Source organism: Aeromonas sobria, assembly GCF_006243315.1.
GTDB classification, from domain to species: domain Bacteria; phylum Pseudomonadota; class Gammaproteobacteria; order Enterobacterales; family Aeromonadaceae; genus Aeromonas; species Aeromonas sobria_A.
Window position 1 is genome coordinate 131,966 of sequence record NZ_NKWE01000027.1, and the last position, 15,330, is coordinate 147,295.

Here is a 15,330-nt window from a genome sequence, read left to right on the forward strand (position 1 = left end):
GAGTTAATAAGCCCCTCCCTTTGTCATTGCTGGCTTTGTCATAGCCGGGTGCTAGAGCATGCCGACCAGCAGGTAGGCATTGAGGCCAATCACCAGCGCCACGATCAGGCGGCCAATGGCCTGGGTGACCGGATGGTTGCGATGTGCTCCCATCAGTACCCGATCGCCGGTCAGCATCAACAGCGGGATCAGGGCCAGCGCTATGCCAAAGCTCAGGATCACCTGACTCAGTACCAGGATCTCGGTGGTATTAAAACCCATGGCGATCACCACAAAGGCGGGGGTCATGGTAATGGCGCGGCGCAGCCAGAGCGGTATGGTAAAACGCACGAACCCTTGCATGATGACCTGGCCAGCGAGCGTGCCCACCACGGTGGAGCTGATGCCGGAGGCGACCAGCGAGAGGCCAAACAGAGTGGCTGCTGCCTGGCCCAGCAAAGGTGTCAGGGTCTGGTAGGCGGACTCCAGCTCCGCTACCTGCTGGTTGCCTGTGCCATGAAACGCGGCTGCGGCCATCGCCATCATCGCCAGATTGACGAAACCGGCGATGGTCATGGCGATAGCCACATCGACCCGGGTCGAGTGCAGTCGTTGGGTGACGGAGCCCTGATCCTGAGTGTGCTGGGTCAGTGCCGAATGCAGGTAGATGACGTGGGGCATCACGGTGGCACCGAGCACCCCGGCCGCCAGATAGACCGCCTCGCTGTTGGGCAGGCCGGGAAAGAGTGCCCCCTCCAGCAGGCTGGGCAGATGGGGGCGGGAGAACACCAGCTCGACGATATAGGCTGCGGCCACAAACAACAGCAGGCTGCCAACCACCCATTCCAGCGGTTTCTGGCCGCGACTCTGCAGCATCAGAATGCCCCAGGTCACCACGGCGGTGATAGCGGCGCCCTCAAGCAGGGTCACCCCGAGCAGCAGCTTGAAGCCGACCGCAGCACCGATAAATTCGGCGAGATCGGTAGCCATGGCGATGATCTCTGCCTGTACCCAGTATGCCCAGACTGCGGGTTTCGGCAGTCGGTCGCGGATATGCTCCGCCAGATTTTTGCCGGTGACGATGCCGAGCTTGGCTGACAGGGTCTGCACCACCATGGCCATCAAGTTGGCCCACACCACCACCCATAGCAGCTGATAACCGAAGGTGGAGCCCGCCTGAATATTGGTGGCGAAGTTGCCCGGGTCGATATAACCGATGGCGGCGATAAAGGCAGGCCCAAGTAGAGTCAGTTTGAATTTTCGAGCCGGAATGGCCGTGGTCAGCGCGGGTTGCATGGCATCACCCTCCATAAGGATATGGAGTCAGAATAGATCTAAATGATAATAATTATCAATTGATGTTTTGTATTGCACCCATAGGGAAAAACATCTGTTGCGGCCAGTTGCAGTGAGGGATGTGATTTCGTACAATATGCCGCCCTAGAAAAGCAGCGACTAAACACCACTATGTTCCTTGCCTCCGAGGTCTGGCTGCACCTGGGCGGAGGCTGAATTAATCCGTAAGGAGCTAAAATGCGTCATTACGAAATCGTCTTCATGGTTCATCCGGACCAGAGCGAGCAAGTACCAGGCATGATCGAGCGTTACACCGGCGCTATCACCACCTCCGGTGGCACCATTCATCGCATGGAAGATTGGGGCCGTCGTCAGTTGGCTTACCCGATCGACAAACTGCACAAAGCCCACTACGTTCTGATGAACGTAGAAGCAGAGCAAGCCGTTATCGATGAGCTGGAAACCAACTTCCGCTTCAACGATGCCGTTATCCGCAACATGATCATGCGCACCAAGCACGCTGTGACTGAAGTCTCTCCGATGGCCAAGGCCAAGGAAGAGCGTTTCGTCCGTCGTGACGACGAGCGCCGTGAAGAAGCTACTGAAGCTGCTTCCGAAGAGTAATTCTGGATCACTGAATAGAGGATAAAGGCCATGGCACGTTATTTCCGTCGTCGTAAGTTCTGCCGCTTCACTGCCGAGAACGTTACCGAGATCGACTACAAAGATATCGTTACTCTGAAAAACTACGTCACTGAATCTGGCAAGATCGTACCGAGCCGTATCACCGGTACTCGCGCCAAGTATCAGCGTCAGCTGGCACGCGCCATCAAGCGTGCTCGTTACCTGGCTCTGCTGCCGTACACCGATCTGCACAACAAGTAAGAATCGGTCCGGCACTTAAGCCTAACTCAACATCTCTAGAGGAAAGGTAATGCAAGTTATCCTGCTCGACAAAATCGCCAAACTGGGCGGTCTGGGTGATCAAGTCGCTGTTAAAGCTGGCTACGCCCGTAACTATCTGATCCCGCAAGGCAAAGCCGTTATGGCTACCAAGGCCAACATCGAGACTTTCGATGCTCGCCGTGCTGAACTGGAAGCCAAGCTGGCTGCCGGTAAAGCTGCCGCTGAAGAGCGCGCTGCCAAGCTGGGTGAACTGGCTGCTGTTGTTATCGCCTCCAAATCTGGCGACGAAGGCAAGCTGTTCGGTTCCATCGGTACCCGTGACGTGGCTGATGCCATCACTGCTGCCGGCGTTGCTGTTGCCAAGAGCGAGGTCCGCATGGGCAACGTTCTGCGTAACACCGGCGAGTACGAAGTTGTTGTTCAGCTGCACGCTGACGTTAAAGCAACCGTACAGATCCAGGTTGTTGCTCTGTAATAGCGATTCGCTGCTGCAGATAAAACCCGCGCACTTGCGCGGGTTTTTTATTTTGGGGCCCGGGGGTAGAGTGAAGGTCTGTTCCGTTGGAGGAGATCCTTATGGCTGCCTGGGTCGAAGGTCGGGTCATCGAGCGTATCGAGTGGACACCTACCCTGTTTTCCCTGCGCGTAGCGGCAGAACTTGCCCCCTATCAAGCAGGTCAATTTACCAAGCTGGCCCTCGAGCAGGGCGAGCGGCGCATTCAGCGCGCCTACTCCTTCGTCAATCCCCCCTCTGCGCCATACCACGAGTTCTATCTGGTCGAGATCCCGAGCGGTGAGCTGACCCCTTCTCTCGGTTCGCTGCAAGCGGGCGACACCCTGTTGGTGCAATCCCAGGCGAGCGGTTTTCTCACCTTGGCTGAGGTGCCTGCCGGGCGCGATCTCTGGTTGCTTGCCACTGGCACTGCCATTGGCCCCTTCCTCTCTATGCTGGCCGATGGTGAGGCTTTTGAGCGTTTCGAGAATCTGGTGCTGGTACACGGGGTGCGCAAAGGCGAAGAGCTAAGTTATCAGCCACTTATCGCCAGCTTTGCCGAGCAATATGGCGAGTGCTTTCGCTACGTGCCTTTCGTCAGTCGCGAGCCGTGGCCGGACGCGATGCAAGGAAGGATCCCGGCGGCCATCGCCAACGGTCAGCTGCAGCAGCGGGTGGGGCTGGATTTTTCAGCCGAACATAGTCAGGTGCTGATCTGCGGCAACCCGGAGATGGTGAAAGAGACCCAGCAGACCTTGCTGGCACTGGGGTTGGCCAAAAACTTGCGCCGTGCGCCGGGCAATATCAGTGCGGAGAATTACTGGTAACAACAGCTGGTAACAACCGCTGCACAGGGGCTGCTGGCCCCTGCATCATGAGGATGAGAAAAAGAGGGCATCAGTTCTTCTTGCCGTTGTTCTTGTTCTTATCCTTGTGTTTGTCGTGACCTTGTCCCGGGTTATTACCGCTGTGGATGCTGCGGTTGTAGTGATCCCGGTACTTGCCATCCATCTTGTCGCAGTTGAGTTTGAGCCGACTGTCACCAATGCCGAGATCCAGGCAGTTGTTTTGCCACCAGTCGTACTCTTTGTCATCCCAATTGAGGTTGACCTTGATGTCATCGCCGGAGATGCGGATACCATCACCGTTTTTGGCTGGGGGCGCAGCAACGGCGGCTCCGTGCACGATAAACAGCGAGATCAGCAGCAAGCTGCGGTTGATCGTGGGGCGGGGGGTGAGTGGTTTCATGAAATAGTGCTCCTGTTAATTACTGGCCACCCTACTGGTTGGCCGGGGCTTGATTGGTACTGGGTGGCTGGTTGCGGTTCTCTTCATCTTCCAGATTGAATCGTGTTGTGTTGCAATCAGAGGGGACGCTGTCGCCCACCCCCAAATCGAGGCAGTCACTCTGTGACCAGCCGAACTGCTTGTCATCCCAGTCCAGATTAAATTTGATCTGGTCGATCGAGAGTTCAGAACCTTGGGGTTCCTGGGATTGTGGCGCCGCGATGGTCGCGCTGCTTGCGAGCAGCAGGGACAGTATCATAGTGGTTGTTCTGTTCATGATGGCCTCGAATAATTGCAACTGCGGGTCAGTGTACGCCGGTCGGGCTGAACCCGAGCGGAACCGTACATAACCTCACCATATGATTAGGTCTGTCGGTGATTGTACCGGTTTTCTGCTGCTGATTTGTCCGTTTTGGTCGCACTCTGGGCAGCTGGTTGTCAATCTGAAGGAATTTAGTCATTTGCCCTTCTCTGTGCGAGTCTGGCGACTATAATCGGCAGCCAACTTTTCCTGCACAGCACACCCCTTCATCATGACCACACAGGACTCCTCCGCACTGCGCTACCCCAAGGGGTGGTTTGCTCTGACGACGGTATACAGTTTCACCGGGCTGGCCATTCTGGCCTCCATCATCTTCTCCCTGCTGCTGTTCCTCTCCATCGATGACAACCCGCTGATGAAGTGGCTGTTTGGCGGGCTGGCCATCATCTTTGAGCTGGGCAAGTTTTACGTCTGGTACGAGTACGGTGAGCGCAAGGCGCGGCGGGATTTGAGCGGCGCGGTCTGGTCGCTGCTGTTCTACAGCGTGCTGGCGGCCATCTCCATCGGCGGCAGTATCGGCGGCATCAACAGTGCCACTAACACGGTATTGAGCCAGCAGGCGCGCCACGAGCGGGAACTGGCCCGCTTCGACGAGCAGATTGCCAGCATCGAGCGGCAGATCCAGCTCAACGAGGAGGCCGCCCGCAAATACATCGAGCTGGAGCGTATCTCCAGCGGCGTCTCTTCCCTGCAACACGCCAACACCAAGCTGCGCTTGCAGCAGGATGAGCTGCGTCAGCAGCGCGATGCCAAGCCGGTCAACGAACAATCCTCGATGCTGGGGCTGATGAGCAGCCTGGCGGACGGAGTGGGGATGAGCATCAGTCAGGTGCAGTTCCTGCTGGTCTGTTTCCTATCTGTGTTGCTCGACGTGTTCGGCGCCTTCTTCGTCAGCCTGATCGGCGAGGAGAACCGCTTTCGCCGGATGTGGCGCTGGCAGCAGGATCAAGCCCGTCTCGAGGCGCAGGAAGCGCTGGCGCTGGCGGCTCAACCCGAGCTGATGATGCCCCCCGAGCCCGCACCCGAGATGCTGGCGCAGGTGCGCGGTGCGCTGGAGAGTGGTGAGCTTAAGTGCAGTAAACGCTCGGTGGCGCAGGCGTTGTCACTCTCGCTGGAGGAGGTGGATCGGGTGTTCCACCATCTGTTGTCGCAAGGGGTGTTGGGGCAGGGGGGCAATCGCCATTACTACCTCAATCCGCTGCTGGAGCAGCAACCCGGATAATGAGAAGGCCACCGGAACGCGGTGGCCTTTTTGTTATCGAGTGGCTGCGCACTCAGTGAGTCAGCACCATCATCAGGCTGAGGAAGGCGGCCAGTCCGCCACCGATGCCGATGATCCAGTAAAACCCCTTGGCCCCCTTTTTGAGGGGAATGCGGAAGTAGAGCAAAAATGCCAACCACCCCAGCGCCAGCAACAGAGGAATAAGAAACATTCGAGCCATGGTGTCCTCACTGTTATTCTGTTGACCCTTGATCAATCAACAGGATGGATTGTGCAATGACGCAGCTACAGATTACCGCATTCGGTGACCCCTCGGTACTCAAGCTCAACCCTTCCCTCGATAAGGTGCCTGCCGATGGCGAAGTGCGGGTGCGCATCTGCTTTGCGGGGGTCAATCCCATCGATGCCAAGACCCGGGCTGGCCTCGGTTGGGCGGCGGCCCAGAACAAGGACAAGCTGCCCTGGACGCCGGGTTATGACATCTCCGGCGTGGTGGAGAAGCTGGGCTCCGGCGTGACCTCGCTGGTCGAAGGGGATTTGGTGTGCGGCATGGTCGGTTTTCCCCTAAGCGCCGGTGGCTACGGGGAGTCTGTGGTGGCCAGCGAAAGCGAGCTGGTCAAGCTCGACGGGGTGAGCCTCAAGCAAGGGGCGGCGCTGCCGCTGGCCGGTCTCACCGCCTGGCAGGGGCTGTTTGAGCACGGCGGCCTCCAGCGCGGCCAGCGGGTCTTGATCCTCGCTGGCGCCGGTGGGGTTGGCCATCTGGCGGTGCAATTTTCCAGTGCCTGTGGCGCCGAGGTGGTGGCCACCGCCAGCCAGGATAACCATGGCTTCCTGCACGCACTGGGCGCGCGCTGGATGGTGGATTACCACGATGCGAACTGGCCAGCTGTGGTGGTGGCAGAGGCCGGTCAGGTCGATCTGGTACTGGATCTGGTGGGCGGCGAGAGCGGCAAGGCGGCGCTGGCCTGCGTCAAGCCGGGTGGCCGCTTGGTGACTGTGCCCACCATCACTGCCCAGCTGATCAAGGATGCTGGGGCTGCGGCGGGTATCGAGGTGGTCGGTATGCTGGTTCACCCTGACCAGCAGCAGCTGGGTCAGATGTTGATGCTGCTGCGGCAGGGGGAGGTGAAGGTCACCTTCGCCGGTGAATTCCCGCTGGCGGAGGGGGCGCTGGCCCACCAGGCCATCGAAGGGGGTCATGTGCGCGGCAAGCTGCTGCTGCGGATGCCAGCTGCCGATGGCCTGCCCGGATGAATGGCATTACCGAGATGGGGCTCATCTGGCTATTTCTGAGCGCCTTCACCTCCGCCACCCTGCTGCCCGGCAGCTCCGAAGTGCTGCTGGGGGCCATGGCGGCCAAGGGGGAGTGGAGCATGGCGAGCCTGCTGCTGTGGGCGACGCTGGGCAATACCCTCGGCTCCATGACCACCTGGTGGCTCGGCTGGCTCGCTACTTTCAAGAAAAAACCGGAAGATTTTCAAGGCCGTGGGGAACAAAAAGCCTTAGGCTGGCTCAAACAACATGGTCACTGGTGTCTGCTGCTTGCCTGGACGCCGCTGGTCGGTGATGGTCTCTGTCTGCTGGCCGGTTGGCTGCGCCTCTCCTTCTGGCGCTCTCTCATCCTGATCGGGCTCGGCAAATTGTTCCGTTATGCCCTGGTTTTTCTGCTGGCCAGTCACATTTTCTAGCCTGTTTTTGTCACTCACGAGGTTACCGTGAACAAAGTCATACCTTTAACGATTCTGCTGGGCTTTACCCTGCCGGTGCTGGCGGCACCGACCCTGATCTCCGAACAGGGCAAGGAGGAGGGCAAGCTCGCCATCCCTTACCAGATGTACAAGCTGGACAACGGCCTGACCGTGATCCTGGCCCCCGATCGCTCTGATCCGCTGGTGCACCTCGATGTGACCTATCACGTCGGTTCATCCCGCGAGACGGTCGGCAAGTCCGGCTTCGCCCACTTCTTCGAGCACATGATGTTCCAGGGCTCGAAACACGTCGGTGATCAGGAGCATATGCGGATCATCAACGAGGCCGGTGGCGACATGAATGGCACCACCAACAAGGACCGCACCAACTACTACGAAACCGTGCCGGCCAACCAGCTGGAGAAAGTGCTCTGGCTGGAGGCGGACCGGATGGGCTTCCTGCTCGATGCGGTGAGCCAGAAGAAGTTCGAGATCCAGCGCGCCACCGTCAAGAACGAGCGGGCCCAGCGGGTCGACAACCAGCCATACGGGCTGGTGAGCGAGAAAGTGGGGGAGGCGCTTTATCCGCGCACTCACCCCTACTCTTGGCAGCCTATCGGCTACGTGGAAGATCTCGACCGGGTCGATGTGAACGACCTCAAGCAGTTTTTCCTGCGCTGGTATGGCCCCAACAACGCTACCCTGACCCTCGGCGGCGACTTTGACAGCAAGCAGGCCCTTGCGTGGATCGAGCAGTACTTCGGCTCCATCCCGCGCGGCCCGGACGTGGCCGAGCCGACGCCCAAGCCGGTGACTCTGCCCGAGACCCGCTATGTGACGCTGCAGGACAAGGTACACCTGCCGCTGCTCTATATCAGCTACCCCACTGTCTCCCTTGGCGATCCGCAGGAGCCAGCACTCGACATGTTTGCCGACGTGCTCGGCGGCTCCGCCAGCTCCATGCTCTACCAGTCGCTGGTGAAAACCGGCAAGGCGATCGATGTGGGGGCGTCCCACTACTGTGAAGAGCTGGCCTGTACCCTGACCGTCTACGCCTACCCCAATCCGTCGCAGGATGGCAGCCTCAAGACCCTCAAGGGTGAGGTGGACAAGGTGATCGGCGAATTCGCCCAGCGCGGCCTCAAGCCGGAAGATCTGGAGAAAGCGATCGCCAAGTACCGTGCCTCCGCTATCTGGGGTCTGGACAGCGTCTCCGGCAAGGTGAGCCAGCTCGCCATGGGTCAGGTGTTTACCCAGGATCCCAACTATGTATTCAAGACCCTCGATGCCATCGGCAAGGTGACACCGGAGCAGGTGAAGGTCGCCTACGACAAGTTCATCGCCAGCAAGCCTGCGGTGGTGCTGAGTGTGGTGCCCAAGGGCAAGGCGGATTGGCAGGTCGCCACCCCGAACTTTACCCCCGCCCAGCGGGAGCTGCCGGATTACAGCAAGCATGACGAAGCGCTGGCCGAACGACCGGTAAAAGACAAGTTCGATCGCAGCGTGCAGCCCAAGGTCGGTGAGGCGGTGAGCGTCAAGGTGCCCGCCATCTGGCACGGCAAGCTCGACAAGAACATCGAGATTATCGGCACCCGAAGTGACGAGATCCCCGCGGTCTCCATCATGATCGCCCTGCCGGGCGGCATTCGAGCCGAGGATAAAGGGCAACTGGGGCTGGCTAATCTGACCGCCGCCATGCTGGGGCAGGGGTCGATACGTCTGACCGAGGCCCAGCTCAGCGACGAGCTGCAAAAGCTGGGATCCTCTATCAATGTTTCCAGCGCCCAGTACAACAACCTCGTCACCATCAGCTCGCTGGTGGACAAGTTGCCCCAGACCCTAGCGCTGGCACGGGAAGTGTTCGAGCGCCCCGGTATGCGGGAGGCGGATTTCGAGCGGGTCAAGGCGCAACTGCTGCAAGGGATGCAGCAGGCCCAGCAGCAGCCCGAGTGGCTGGCCGGACAGGCGTTCCGCGAGCTGGTCTACGGTAAGCAGAACCGCCTCGGTCAACCCGCTGACGGGGTGCTGGCTGATGTGGCCAAGCTGACCCTGGCGGATGTGAAGCACTTCTATCAGGCCTACTACAACCCGACCAACGCCAAAGTGGTGGTGACCGGTGATGTGAGCCAGAAGCAGATTGAGGAGCAACTTGGCTTCCTGACCGAGTGGAAAGGTGCCACGCCAGCGCTGGGTGATCTCAAGCTCAAGGGCGAGCAGGCCAAGCCGGGCATCTATCTGGTGGACAAACCGGGGGCGCCCCAGTCGGTGATCCGCATCGGCCGTCGCGCCATGCCGTTCGATACCACGGGTGACTACTTCACCGCCGGGCTGATGAACTTCAACCTGGGTGGCAACTTCAACAGCCGCATCAACCTCAACCTGCGGGAAGACAAGGGCTACACCTATGGTGCCAGCTCCGGCTTCTCCGCCAACCGCGAGGTGGGCACCTTTGCCACCGGCGCCAATGTGCGATCCGATGCGACCGTCGATGCCATCCGCCAGTTCCTCAAAGAGATGGATAACTATCGTGCGAGTGGCCCGACCCCGGTGGAGCTGGCCTATATGCGCAGCGCTGTCTCCCAGCAGGATGCCCTCTCTTACGAGACTCTCGGCCAGAAGGCGGGTTTCTTGCTGCAGATGGTGATGTATGACCTGAAACCGGACTATGTGCAGGCCCAGAACAACCTGATCAAGACGGTGTCGCCCGAGGCGCTGAAGGCCAGTGCCGCCCGTTGGCTCAATCCGGCCGACATGGTGATCGTGGTGGTGGGAGACAAGCAAAAGCTTGAAAAACCCCTGAAGGAGCTGCATCTTCCCATCTATCCGCTGCAGTTGCCGTAACGGGCACCTTATAAAAATCAAGAGCCGCCCCGGATGGGGCGGCCTCACATGAGCCGTGAATATGACTACTACAAGCTTGTCACTCACCGAGTTGCTGAACGTTCTGGGGTCACCGGAGCGCTTGACTGCACTCAAGGGGATCCGGCGCGGGATCGAGCGTGAATGTCTGCGCATCACCCCGGATGGCAAACTCGCCCAGAATAACCATCCCCGGGCGCTGGGCTCAGCCCTGACTCATCCCAACATCACCACCGACTACTCCGAGAGTCTGCTGGAGTTCATCACCCCGGCCACCGACTCCATCGACAGCCTGATGGAGCAGCTCGGTGATATCCATCACCATGTGATGCAGCATCTGGGTGAGGAGCGGATCTGGCCGCTCTCCATGCCCTGCTTCGTCGGTGGCGAGGAGAGCATCCGGCTGGCCCAATACGGCAGCTCCAACATCGGCAAGATGAAAACCCTCTACCGGCAGGGGTTGAAGAACCGCTACGGCAGCCTGATGCAGGTGATCGCCGGGGTGCACTTCAACTTCTCGATGCCGGACAGCTTCTGGAGCGAGTGGCAGGAGCTGGAGTGTGTCGGCTGCTGCAGCCAGCGCTTTATCTCCGACAAGTACATGGGGCTGATCCGCAACGTCTATCGCTTCGGTTGGCTGGTGCCCTATCTGTTTGGCGCATCGCCAGCCATCTGCGAATCCTTCCTCAAAGGGCGCAAGAGCAACCTGCCGTTCGAGAAGACCGGCAAGGGCACCCTCTATCTGCCTTACGCCACCGCGCTGCGTCTCTCCGATCTCGGTTACACCAACAGCGCTCAGGCGGGGCTCAAGATCAGCCACGACAATCTGCCGGCCTATGTCAGCAGCCTGCGTCGCGCCATCAACACCCACAATCCTGACTTTGCCAAGATCGGCGTCAAAGTGGATGGCGAGTATCGTCAGCTCAACGACAACGTGCTACAGCTGGAGAACGAGCTGTACGCGCCGATCCGCCCCAAGCGCACCCCGCGCAGCGGCGAGAAGCCGTCCGATGCGCTCGATCAGCGCGGCATCGAATACATCGAACTGCGCACCGTGGACGTCAACCCCTTCACCCCGCTCGGCATTGATGCCGACCAGATCCGCTTCTTCGACCTGTTCCTGGTCTGGTGCCTGCTGCGCCCGTCCGCGCTGCAGAGTGACGAGGAGATTGCCCGCAACCGCCGCAATCAGAACAAGGTGGTGCTGGAAGGGCGTCGCCCCGGCCTAACGCTTGAAGATGAGCAGGGCAATGCCATTGGCCTTAAAGAGTACGGGCTCAAGCTGTTCGAGGAGCTGGCTGAGGTGGCCGAGCTGCTGGATCGCTGCTGCGGCCGCAACCGCTATCGCGAGACCCTGGCGATGCATCGCGAGAAGCTGCTCAACCCCGAGCTCACCTACTCCGCCCGCATGCTCAAAGATCTGCTGGAGAGTGGTAAAGACAACGGCTGCTATGGCGACAAGCTGGCGACCCGTTATCGCGAGGATCTGCTGGCAGGGGAGCTGCAGTACTGGGATGCCGCCTATTTCGCCGGTGAGGCGAAGGATTCGCTGGCCAAGCAGCGGGAACGCGAGCGCAGCGACAGCCTGTCGTTTGACGACTTCCTGGCTGACTACTTCGGGACCAGCAAGACAACTGTCTGATGACAGGCTTGTAAAAGCAAAAAGCCGCTCAAGTGAGCGGCTTTTTTTATTACTTGGAATCTGAGCGTGATCAGGCGTGGTTATACATGGCCTCGATTTCGCGCTGGTATTTGGCCTCGATGATCTTGCGGCGCAGCTTCATGGTGGGGGTTATTTCCCCTAACTCCATGGAGAAGGCGCTCGGTAGCAGGGTGAACTTCTTCACCTGCTCGAACTTGGCCAGCTCTTTTTGCAGGTCCGCGATGCGGGCTTCGAAGAACTCCATTACCCGTGAGTTGCGCAGCAGCTCGCTCTTGTTCTGGTACTGCAGGTTGATGGAGCGGGCGTACTCCTCCAGCGACTCGAAGCAGGGGACAATCAGCGCCGACACGAAGTGGCGGGCATCGGCGATGATGGCGATCTGCTCGATAAAGCGATCCTTGCCGATGGCGCCCTCGACCACTTGTGGCGCCACGTACTTGCCGTTGGAGGTCTTCATCAGCTCTTTCAGGCGCTCGGTGAAGTAGATATTGCCCTTGCTGTCGAGATCACCGGCATCGCCGGTCCGCAGGAAGCCATCCTCGGTCATCACTTCGGCGGTGGCTTGTGGCTTGTTGTAGTAGCCACGCATCACGGTGGGCGATCGCACCAGCAGTTCGTTGTTCTCCCCCAGTTTCACCTCGATCCCGTTCAAGACAGTACCGATGGAGCCCAGCTTGAACTGTTGATCTTCGTAGCAGCAGACGGTGGCGGTGGTCTCGGTCATGCCGTAGCCGTACTTGAGGTTAAGCCCCATGGCCTGGAAGAAGAGGTTCACATCGTCGGCCAGACGGGCGCCCGCCACCGGCAGGAAGCGGGTGCGGCCGCCAAAACGGGCGCGCAGCTTGCGAAACACCAGCCGCTCGGCGAGCCAGAGCTGGGCATAGAGCTGGGGAGAGGCTGACTTGCCAGCCTGACGGGTGGCGACCATCTGTTTGCCGACCCGGGTAGCCCAGCCAAACAGGGCGCGACGGGGGGCAGGCGCTTGGGCAACCTTGGCCTGGATCATGGCGTAGGCCTTCTCGTAGAGGCGCGGTACGGCGCACATCACGGTCGGTTTCACCTCGTCAATCACCTCCATCACCTTCTGCGGATCGCGGATATAGACGTTCTCGCCGCCGCAGTAGAGCACGTAGAAGCTCCAGACCCGCTCAAACACATGGCTCAGTGGCAGCATGCAGAGCGACACATCCTGCTCGTTCAAATCGAGGCGGCTATTGTGCATCTCGAAACAGGCAGCGATGTTGGCGAAATCGAGCATGACCCCTTTGGGCTCGCCGGTGGTGCCGGAGGTGTAGATCAGGGTCAGCAGATCGTCCATCCGGTACTGCTGCTCGCGCTCGCGCAGTTGCTGTTCACTGGGCTGGTGGTTGCCGGAGACCAGAAATTCCTGAAAGTAGCTCGCTTGCGGGCAGCCACGCAGATTGACGTTGCCATCGAGGGCGACGATCTGGCGGATCTCGCCATTTTGCAGCAGCGTCAGTGCCTGATCGAACTGGGGCTGTTCACCGACGAACAGGATGCCAATCTTGGCGTCACGCACGATATAGCGCACCTGATCCAGGGTACTGGTGGGATAGATGGGGACGCTGACGCCGCGGGCGGCAAGGATGCCGAGATCAGCCTGGGTCCACTCTGGCATGTTGCGTGCGTAGATGCCGACCATTTCGGTGGGCTGGTGACCACAGCGGATCAGCGCCTGGGCGCAGTAATCCATGGCCTGACCCAGGGTGCGCCAGCCGATAGCACGCCATTGACCATCTTGCTGAACCCGCAGGGCCGCCTTGTTACCAAGCTGGGTAATACGTTCACGCATCAGTCGAACCAGATGAAGCTTCGGCATCAGTCAAGCATCCTTTAATTACAGTTGTACGCCGGTTAGGGCACTAAAAATCGGGGTAGAGTTTAAACTCCAACATTACAGCTTACAAGTGTTCGCCGTTTGTCTTGGATCACAAAGCATGCAAATAGCTATGCCTTTGCGCAGGCTGGCCGATACTGCAGATCAGTAGCAGGAGGGTTAACGATATGAATCTGTGGGTGAAAGGGGCGTTGGCTGCGGTTGGGCTCATGGTGGTGGGTGGCGGTGCGGCCTGGTTTTTTGTGGGCCAAGCGCCGAAGGCCCCTGCCAATCCCTGGTATCAGGGGGCCGAGGGGTATCATATGGCACAGCAACAAGCGTTGACCCTGGGCTATCCGCTGCTCTATGTGCTGGAGACCCCCAAGTGCCGCCGTTGTGGCGATTTGGAGAAGAAATTCTGGCAGAACAAGGAGATGGCAGGCCCGCTGGCCAAGCTGGTGAAGGTGCGGCTCAATCCGGGCGAAGGGGATGGCAGCGAGCAGATCTTGCGCCGCTTCCCCAAGGTGGCCACGCCGCCCGGCATTTATGTCCAGCAGCCGGGCCAGCCCCTCAAGCCCATCAAGATAGTGGTGGATATCGAACAGATCTGGATGCCGGGAAAAACCTGGCAGCGGGGCTTCTATATGCCGCTGTCAGCTGCCGGGTTCGAGGCGGTGCTCCACACCACCCTGGCTTTGCAGGATCCCGCGCTGGATAACGCGCCCCTGGATTGAAACGGGGCAAGGCGGTTTAGTGTGGTGAGGGGGCTGGATCAGCCGAAATCGAACAGCCGCGACATCAGTACCGCATCTTCCCGATCATTGCCGGTGCCATAGTAGTCAGCACGGCGGCAATATTCGGCAAAGCCGGCGCCTTCGTAAAGGGAGATGGCGGTGTGATTGCCAGCCCGCACCTCGAGGAACCAGGCCTCTGCCCCTGCTTGCTTGCTGCGAGCCAGATAGGCCTGCAACAGCGCCCGTCCCAATCCCTTGCCCTGAAACGCCGGGTGGACGCAGATGTTCATCAGCGAGCTGTCACCGGCCACCAGATCCGAGATATAGAAGCCCGCCGGGCGACCGTCTACCAGCATCAAGCCATTGAGGTAGCGAGGGCCGAAGCAGGAGAGCAGGTTGGCCTGACTCCACGGCTCTTTGTGAGCGGCTTGCTCGATGGGATAGACAAGCTCGAAATCGCTCTCGAGTAGGGGACGAAACTCAGGCATGGGGGCTCCGGGGTGCTGGATTGTGGGTGGCAGGGTCTGCCCGTGCGGTTTTTGTAAAATCAGGTAAAAAGAGCGGCATTTGTGAGGGGGCCTGAGGCATGATGCAAGATCATGCTGCCGGATGGGCAAGGTATTGGCGCAGCTGTTGCCACAAGGCCCGCTTTTGCGCGGCGCTGGGGGCGAGCGGGCAGATCAGCGCATCCGGCCGCTCGGGGTTGGCATCGGTCAGCCAGATCAGGGGCGGCTGGCCCGCCAATGGCAGGTCGGCGGGTGGCAACTCGCTCAGCAGCGAGACCTCGTCGGGAGTGACGCCCAGCAGTTGGCAAATATCCGCCAACAGCGCAGTGGGCGGTAACCGGGGCGCCAATAACCAGAGTTTGCCGCTGGGCCGCGGGGCGCTGCTGGCCGGTGTCGTCTGGCCGGTATGTTGCTCCAGCTCGGGAGTGTGGCCTTCGCCCAGCAATGCCGGACGACGCAGCTGCCAGCTTTGAATACCCATGCGGGTCAACATGCTCTGACGTACGGGATCTTGCATCGGGGGCGACTCACTCTTGAT

17 protein-coding genes are annotated in these 15,330 nt (G+C 59.7%); 10 read left to right on the forward strand and 7 right to left on the reverse strand.

The window, feature by feature from the left end:
- Positions 1-51: 51 nt before the first annotated feature.
- Positions 52-1,275: an Nramp family divalent metal transporter gene (locus CF137_RS09455; protein ID WP_162515900.1), complete on the reverse strand. Its 1,224-nt coding sequence runs from the start codon at positions 1,273-1,275 to the stop codon at positions 52-54.
- Between the two features lie 237 nt (positions 1,276-1,512).
- On the opposite strand from CF137_RS09455, the gene rpsF reads away from it, so the two are divergent.
- From rpsF to CF137_RS09475, 4 genes are all read left to right on the forward strand, one after another.
- A complete protein-coding gene (gene rpsF / locus CF137_RS09460; RefSeq protein ID WP_042024358.1) occupies positions 1,513-1,899 on the forward strand; it encodes a 30S ribosomal protein S6 in 387 nt (128 codons plus the stop codon).
- A gap of 30 nt (positions 1,900-1,929) precedes the next feature.
- A complete protein-coding gene (gene rpsR, locus CF137_RS09465) occupies positions 1,930-2,160 on the forward strand; it encodes a 30S ribosomal protein S18 (protein ID WP_005313392.1) in 231 nt (76 codons plus the stop codon).
- A 49-nt stretch (positions 2,161-2,209) separates the two neighbouring features.
- Positions 2,210-2,656: a 50S ribosomal protein L9 gene (gene rplI, locus CF137_RS09470; RefSeq protein WP_042011812.1), complete on the forward strand. Its 447-nt coding sequence runs from the start codon at positions 2,210-2,212 to the stop codon at positions 2,654-2,656.
- A 101-nt stretch (positions 2,657-2,757) separates the two neighbouring features.
- The gene (locus CF137_RS09475) at positions 2,758-3,501 is read left to right on the forward strand and encodes a ferredoxin--NADP reductase (protein ID WP_139718840.1); all 744 of its coding nucleotides are present in this window, start codon (positions 2,758-2,760) and stop codon (positions 3,499-3,501) included.
- Between the two features lie 70 nt (positions 3,502-3,571).
- Here the strand turns inward: CF137_RS09475 and CF137_RS09480 are convergent, their stop codons facing one another.
- Both CF137_RS09480 and CF137_RS09485 read right to left on the reverse strand, forming a co-directional pair.
- On the reverse strand, positions 3,572-3,922 hold the full coding sequence (locus CF137_RS09480) for a hypothetical protein (protein WP_162515901.1): 351 nt from the start codon (positions 3,920-3,922) through the stop codon (positions 3,572-3,574).
- 31 nt (positions 3,923-3,953) lie between these two features.
- Positions 3,954-4,220: a hypothetical protein gene (locus CF137_RS09485; protein WP_101346272.1), complete on the reverse strand. Its 267-nt coding sequence runs from the start codon at positions 4,218-4,220 to the stop codon at positions 3,954-3,956.
- A 274-nt stretch (positions 4,221-4,494) separates the two neighbouring features.
- Here CF137_RS09485 and CF137_RS09490 point away from each other — a divergent pair, with 274 nt between their 5' ends.
- Positions 4,495-5,505, forward strand: coding sequence for a Preprotein translocase subunit SecY (locus tag CF137_RS09490; protein ID WP_101317937.1), 1,011 nt, complete (start codon positions 4,495-4,497; stop codon positions 5,503-5,505).
- Between the two features lie 52 nt (positions 5,506-5,557).
- Here CF137_RS09490 and CF137_RS09495 read toward each other — a convergent pair whose 3' ends face one another.
- The gene (locus tag CF137_RS09495; protein WP_162511886.1) at positions 5,558-5,725 is read right to left on the reverse strand and encodes a hypothetical protein; all 168 of its coding nucleotides are present in this window, start codon (positions 5,723-5,725) and stop codon (positions 5,558-5,560) included.
- 56 nt (positions 5,726-5,781) lie between these two features.
- On the opposite strand from CF137_RS09495, the gene CF137_RS09500 reads away from it, so the two are divergent.
- The 4 genes from CF137_RS09500 to gshA all read left to right on the forward strand — a co-directional run bounded on the left by CF137_RS09500 (position 5,782) and on the right by gshA (position 11,694).
- Positions 5,782-6,759: an NADP-dependent oxidoreductase gene (locus tag CF137_RS09500; protein WP_240038537.1), complete on the forward strand. Its 978-nt coding sequence runs from the start codon at positions 5,782-5,784 to the stop codon at positions 6,757-6,759.
- Positions 6,756-7,193: a YqaA family protein gene (locus CF137_RS09505; protein ID WP_139718842.1), complete on the forward strand. Its 438-nt coding sequence runs from the start codon at positions 6,756-6,758 to the stop codon at positions 7,191-7,193. Before CF137_RS09500 ends, CF137_RS09505 begins: the two co-directional genes overlap by 4 nt.
- Before the next feature lie 27 nt (positions 7,194-7,220).
- Positions 7,221-10,034, forward strand: a complete 2,814-nt coding sequence (locus CF137_RS09510; RefSeq protein WP_139718843.1) for a M16 family metallopeptidase — start codon at positions 7,221-7,223, stop codon at positions 10,032-10,034.
- Between the two features lie 61 nt (positions 10,035-10,095).
- Complete coding sequence (gshA, locus tag CF137_RS09515; RefSeq protein WP_139718844.1) at positions 10,096-11,694, forward strand: glutamate--cysteine ligase; 1,599 nt, start codon at positions 10,096-10,098, stop codon at positions 11,692-11,694.
- A 70-nt stretch (positions 11,695-11,764) separates the two neighbouring features.
- On the opposite strand, the gene CF137_RS09520 is transcribed toward gshA, so the two are convergent.
- Positions 11,765-13,555 (reverse strand): AMP-dependent synthetase/ligase, encoded by a 1,791-nt coding sequence (locus tag CF137_RS09520; RefSeq protein ID WP_101346306.1) that lies wholly within the window; start codon positions 13,553-13,555, stop codon positions 11,765-11,767.
- Between the two features lie 185 nt (positions 13,556-13,740).
- Here CF137_RS09520 and CF137_RS09525 point away from each other — a divergent pair, with 185 nt between their 5' ends.
- Positions 13,741-14,286: a hypothetical protein gene (locus tag CF137_RS09525; RefSeq protein ID WP_139718845.1), complete on the forward strand. Its 546-nt coding sequence runs from the start codon at positions 13,741-13,743 to the stop codon at positions 14,284-14,286.
- A 38-nt stretch (positions 14,287-14,324) separates the two neighbouring features.
- On the opposite strand, the gene rimI is transcribed toward CF137_RS09525, so the two are convergent.
- Both rimI and CF137_RS09535 read right to left on the reverse strand, forming a co-directional pair.
- Positions 14,325-14,774 carry a ribosomal protein S18-alanine N-acetyltransferase gene (gene rimI / locus CF137_RS09530; protein WP_139718846.1) on the reverse strand — a complete coding sequence of 150 codons (450 nt, stop codon included), beginning with the start codon at positions 14,772-14,774 and terminating at the stop codon, positions 14,325-14,327.
- Positions 14,775-14,883: 109 nt separating this feature from the next.
- Positions 14,884-15,309, reverse strand: coding sequence for a DNA polymerase III subunit psi (locus CF137_RS09535; RefSeq protein ID WP_139718847.1), 426 nt, complete (start codon positions 15,307-15,309; stop codon positions 14,884-14,886).
- Positions 15,310-15,330: the final 21 nt, after the last annotated feature.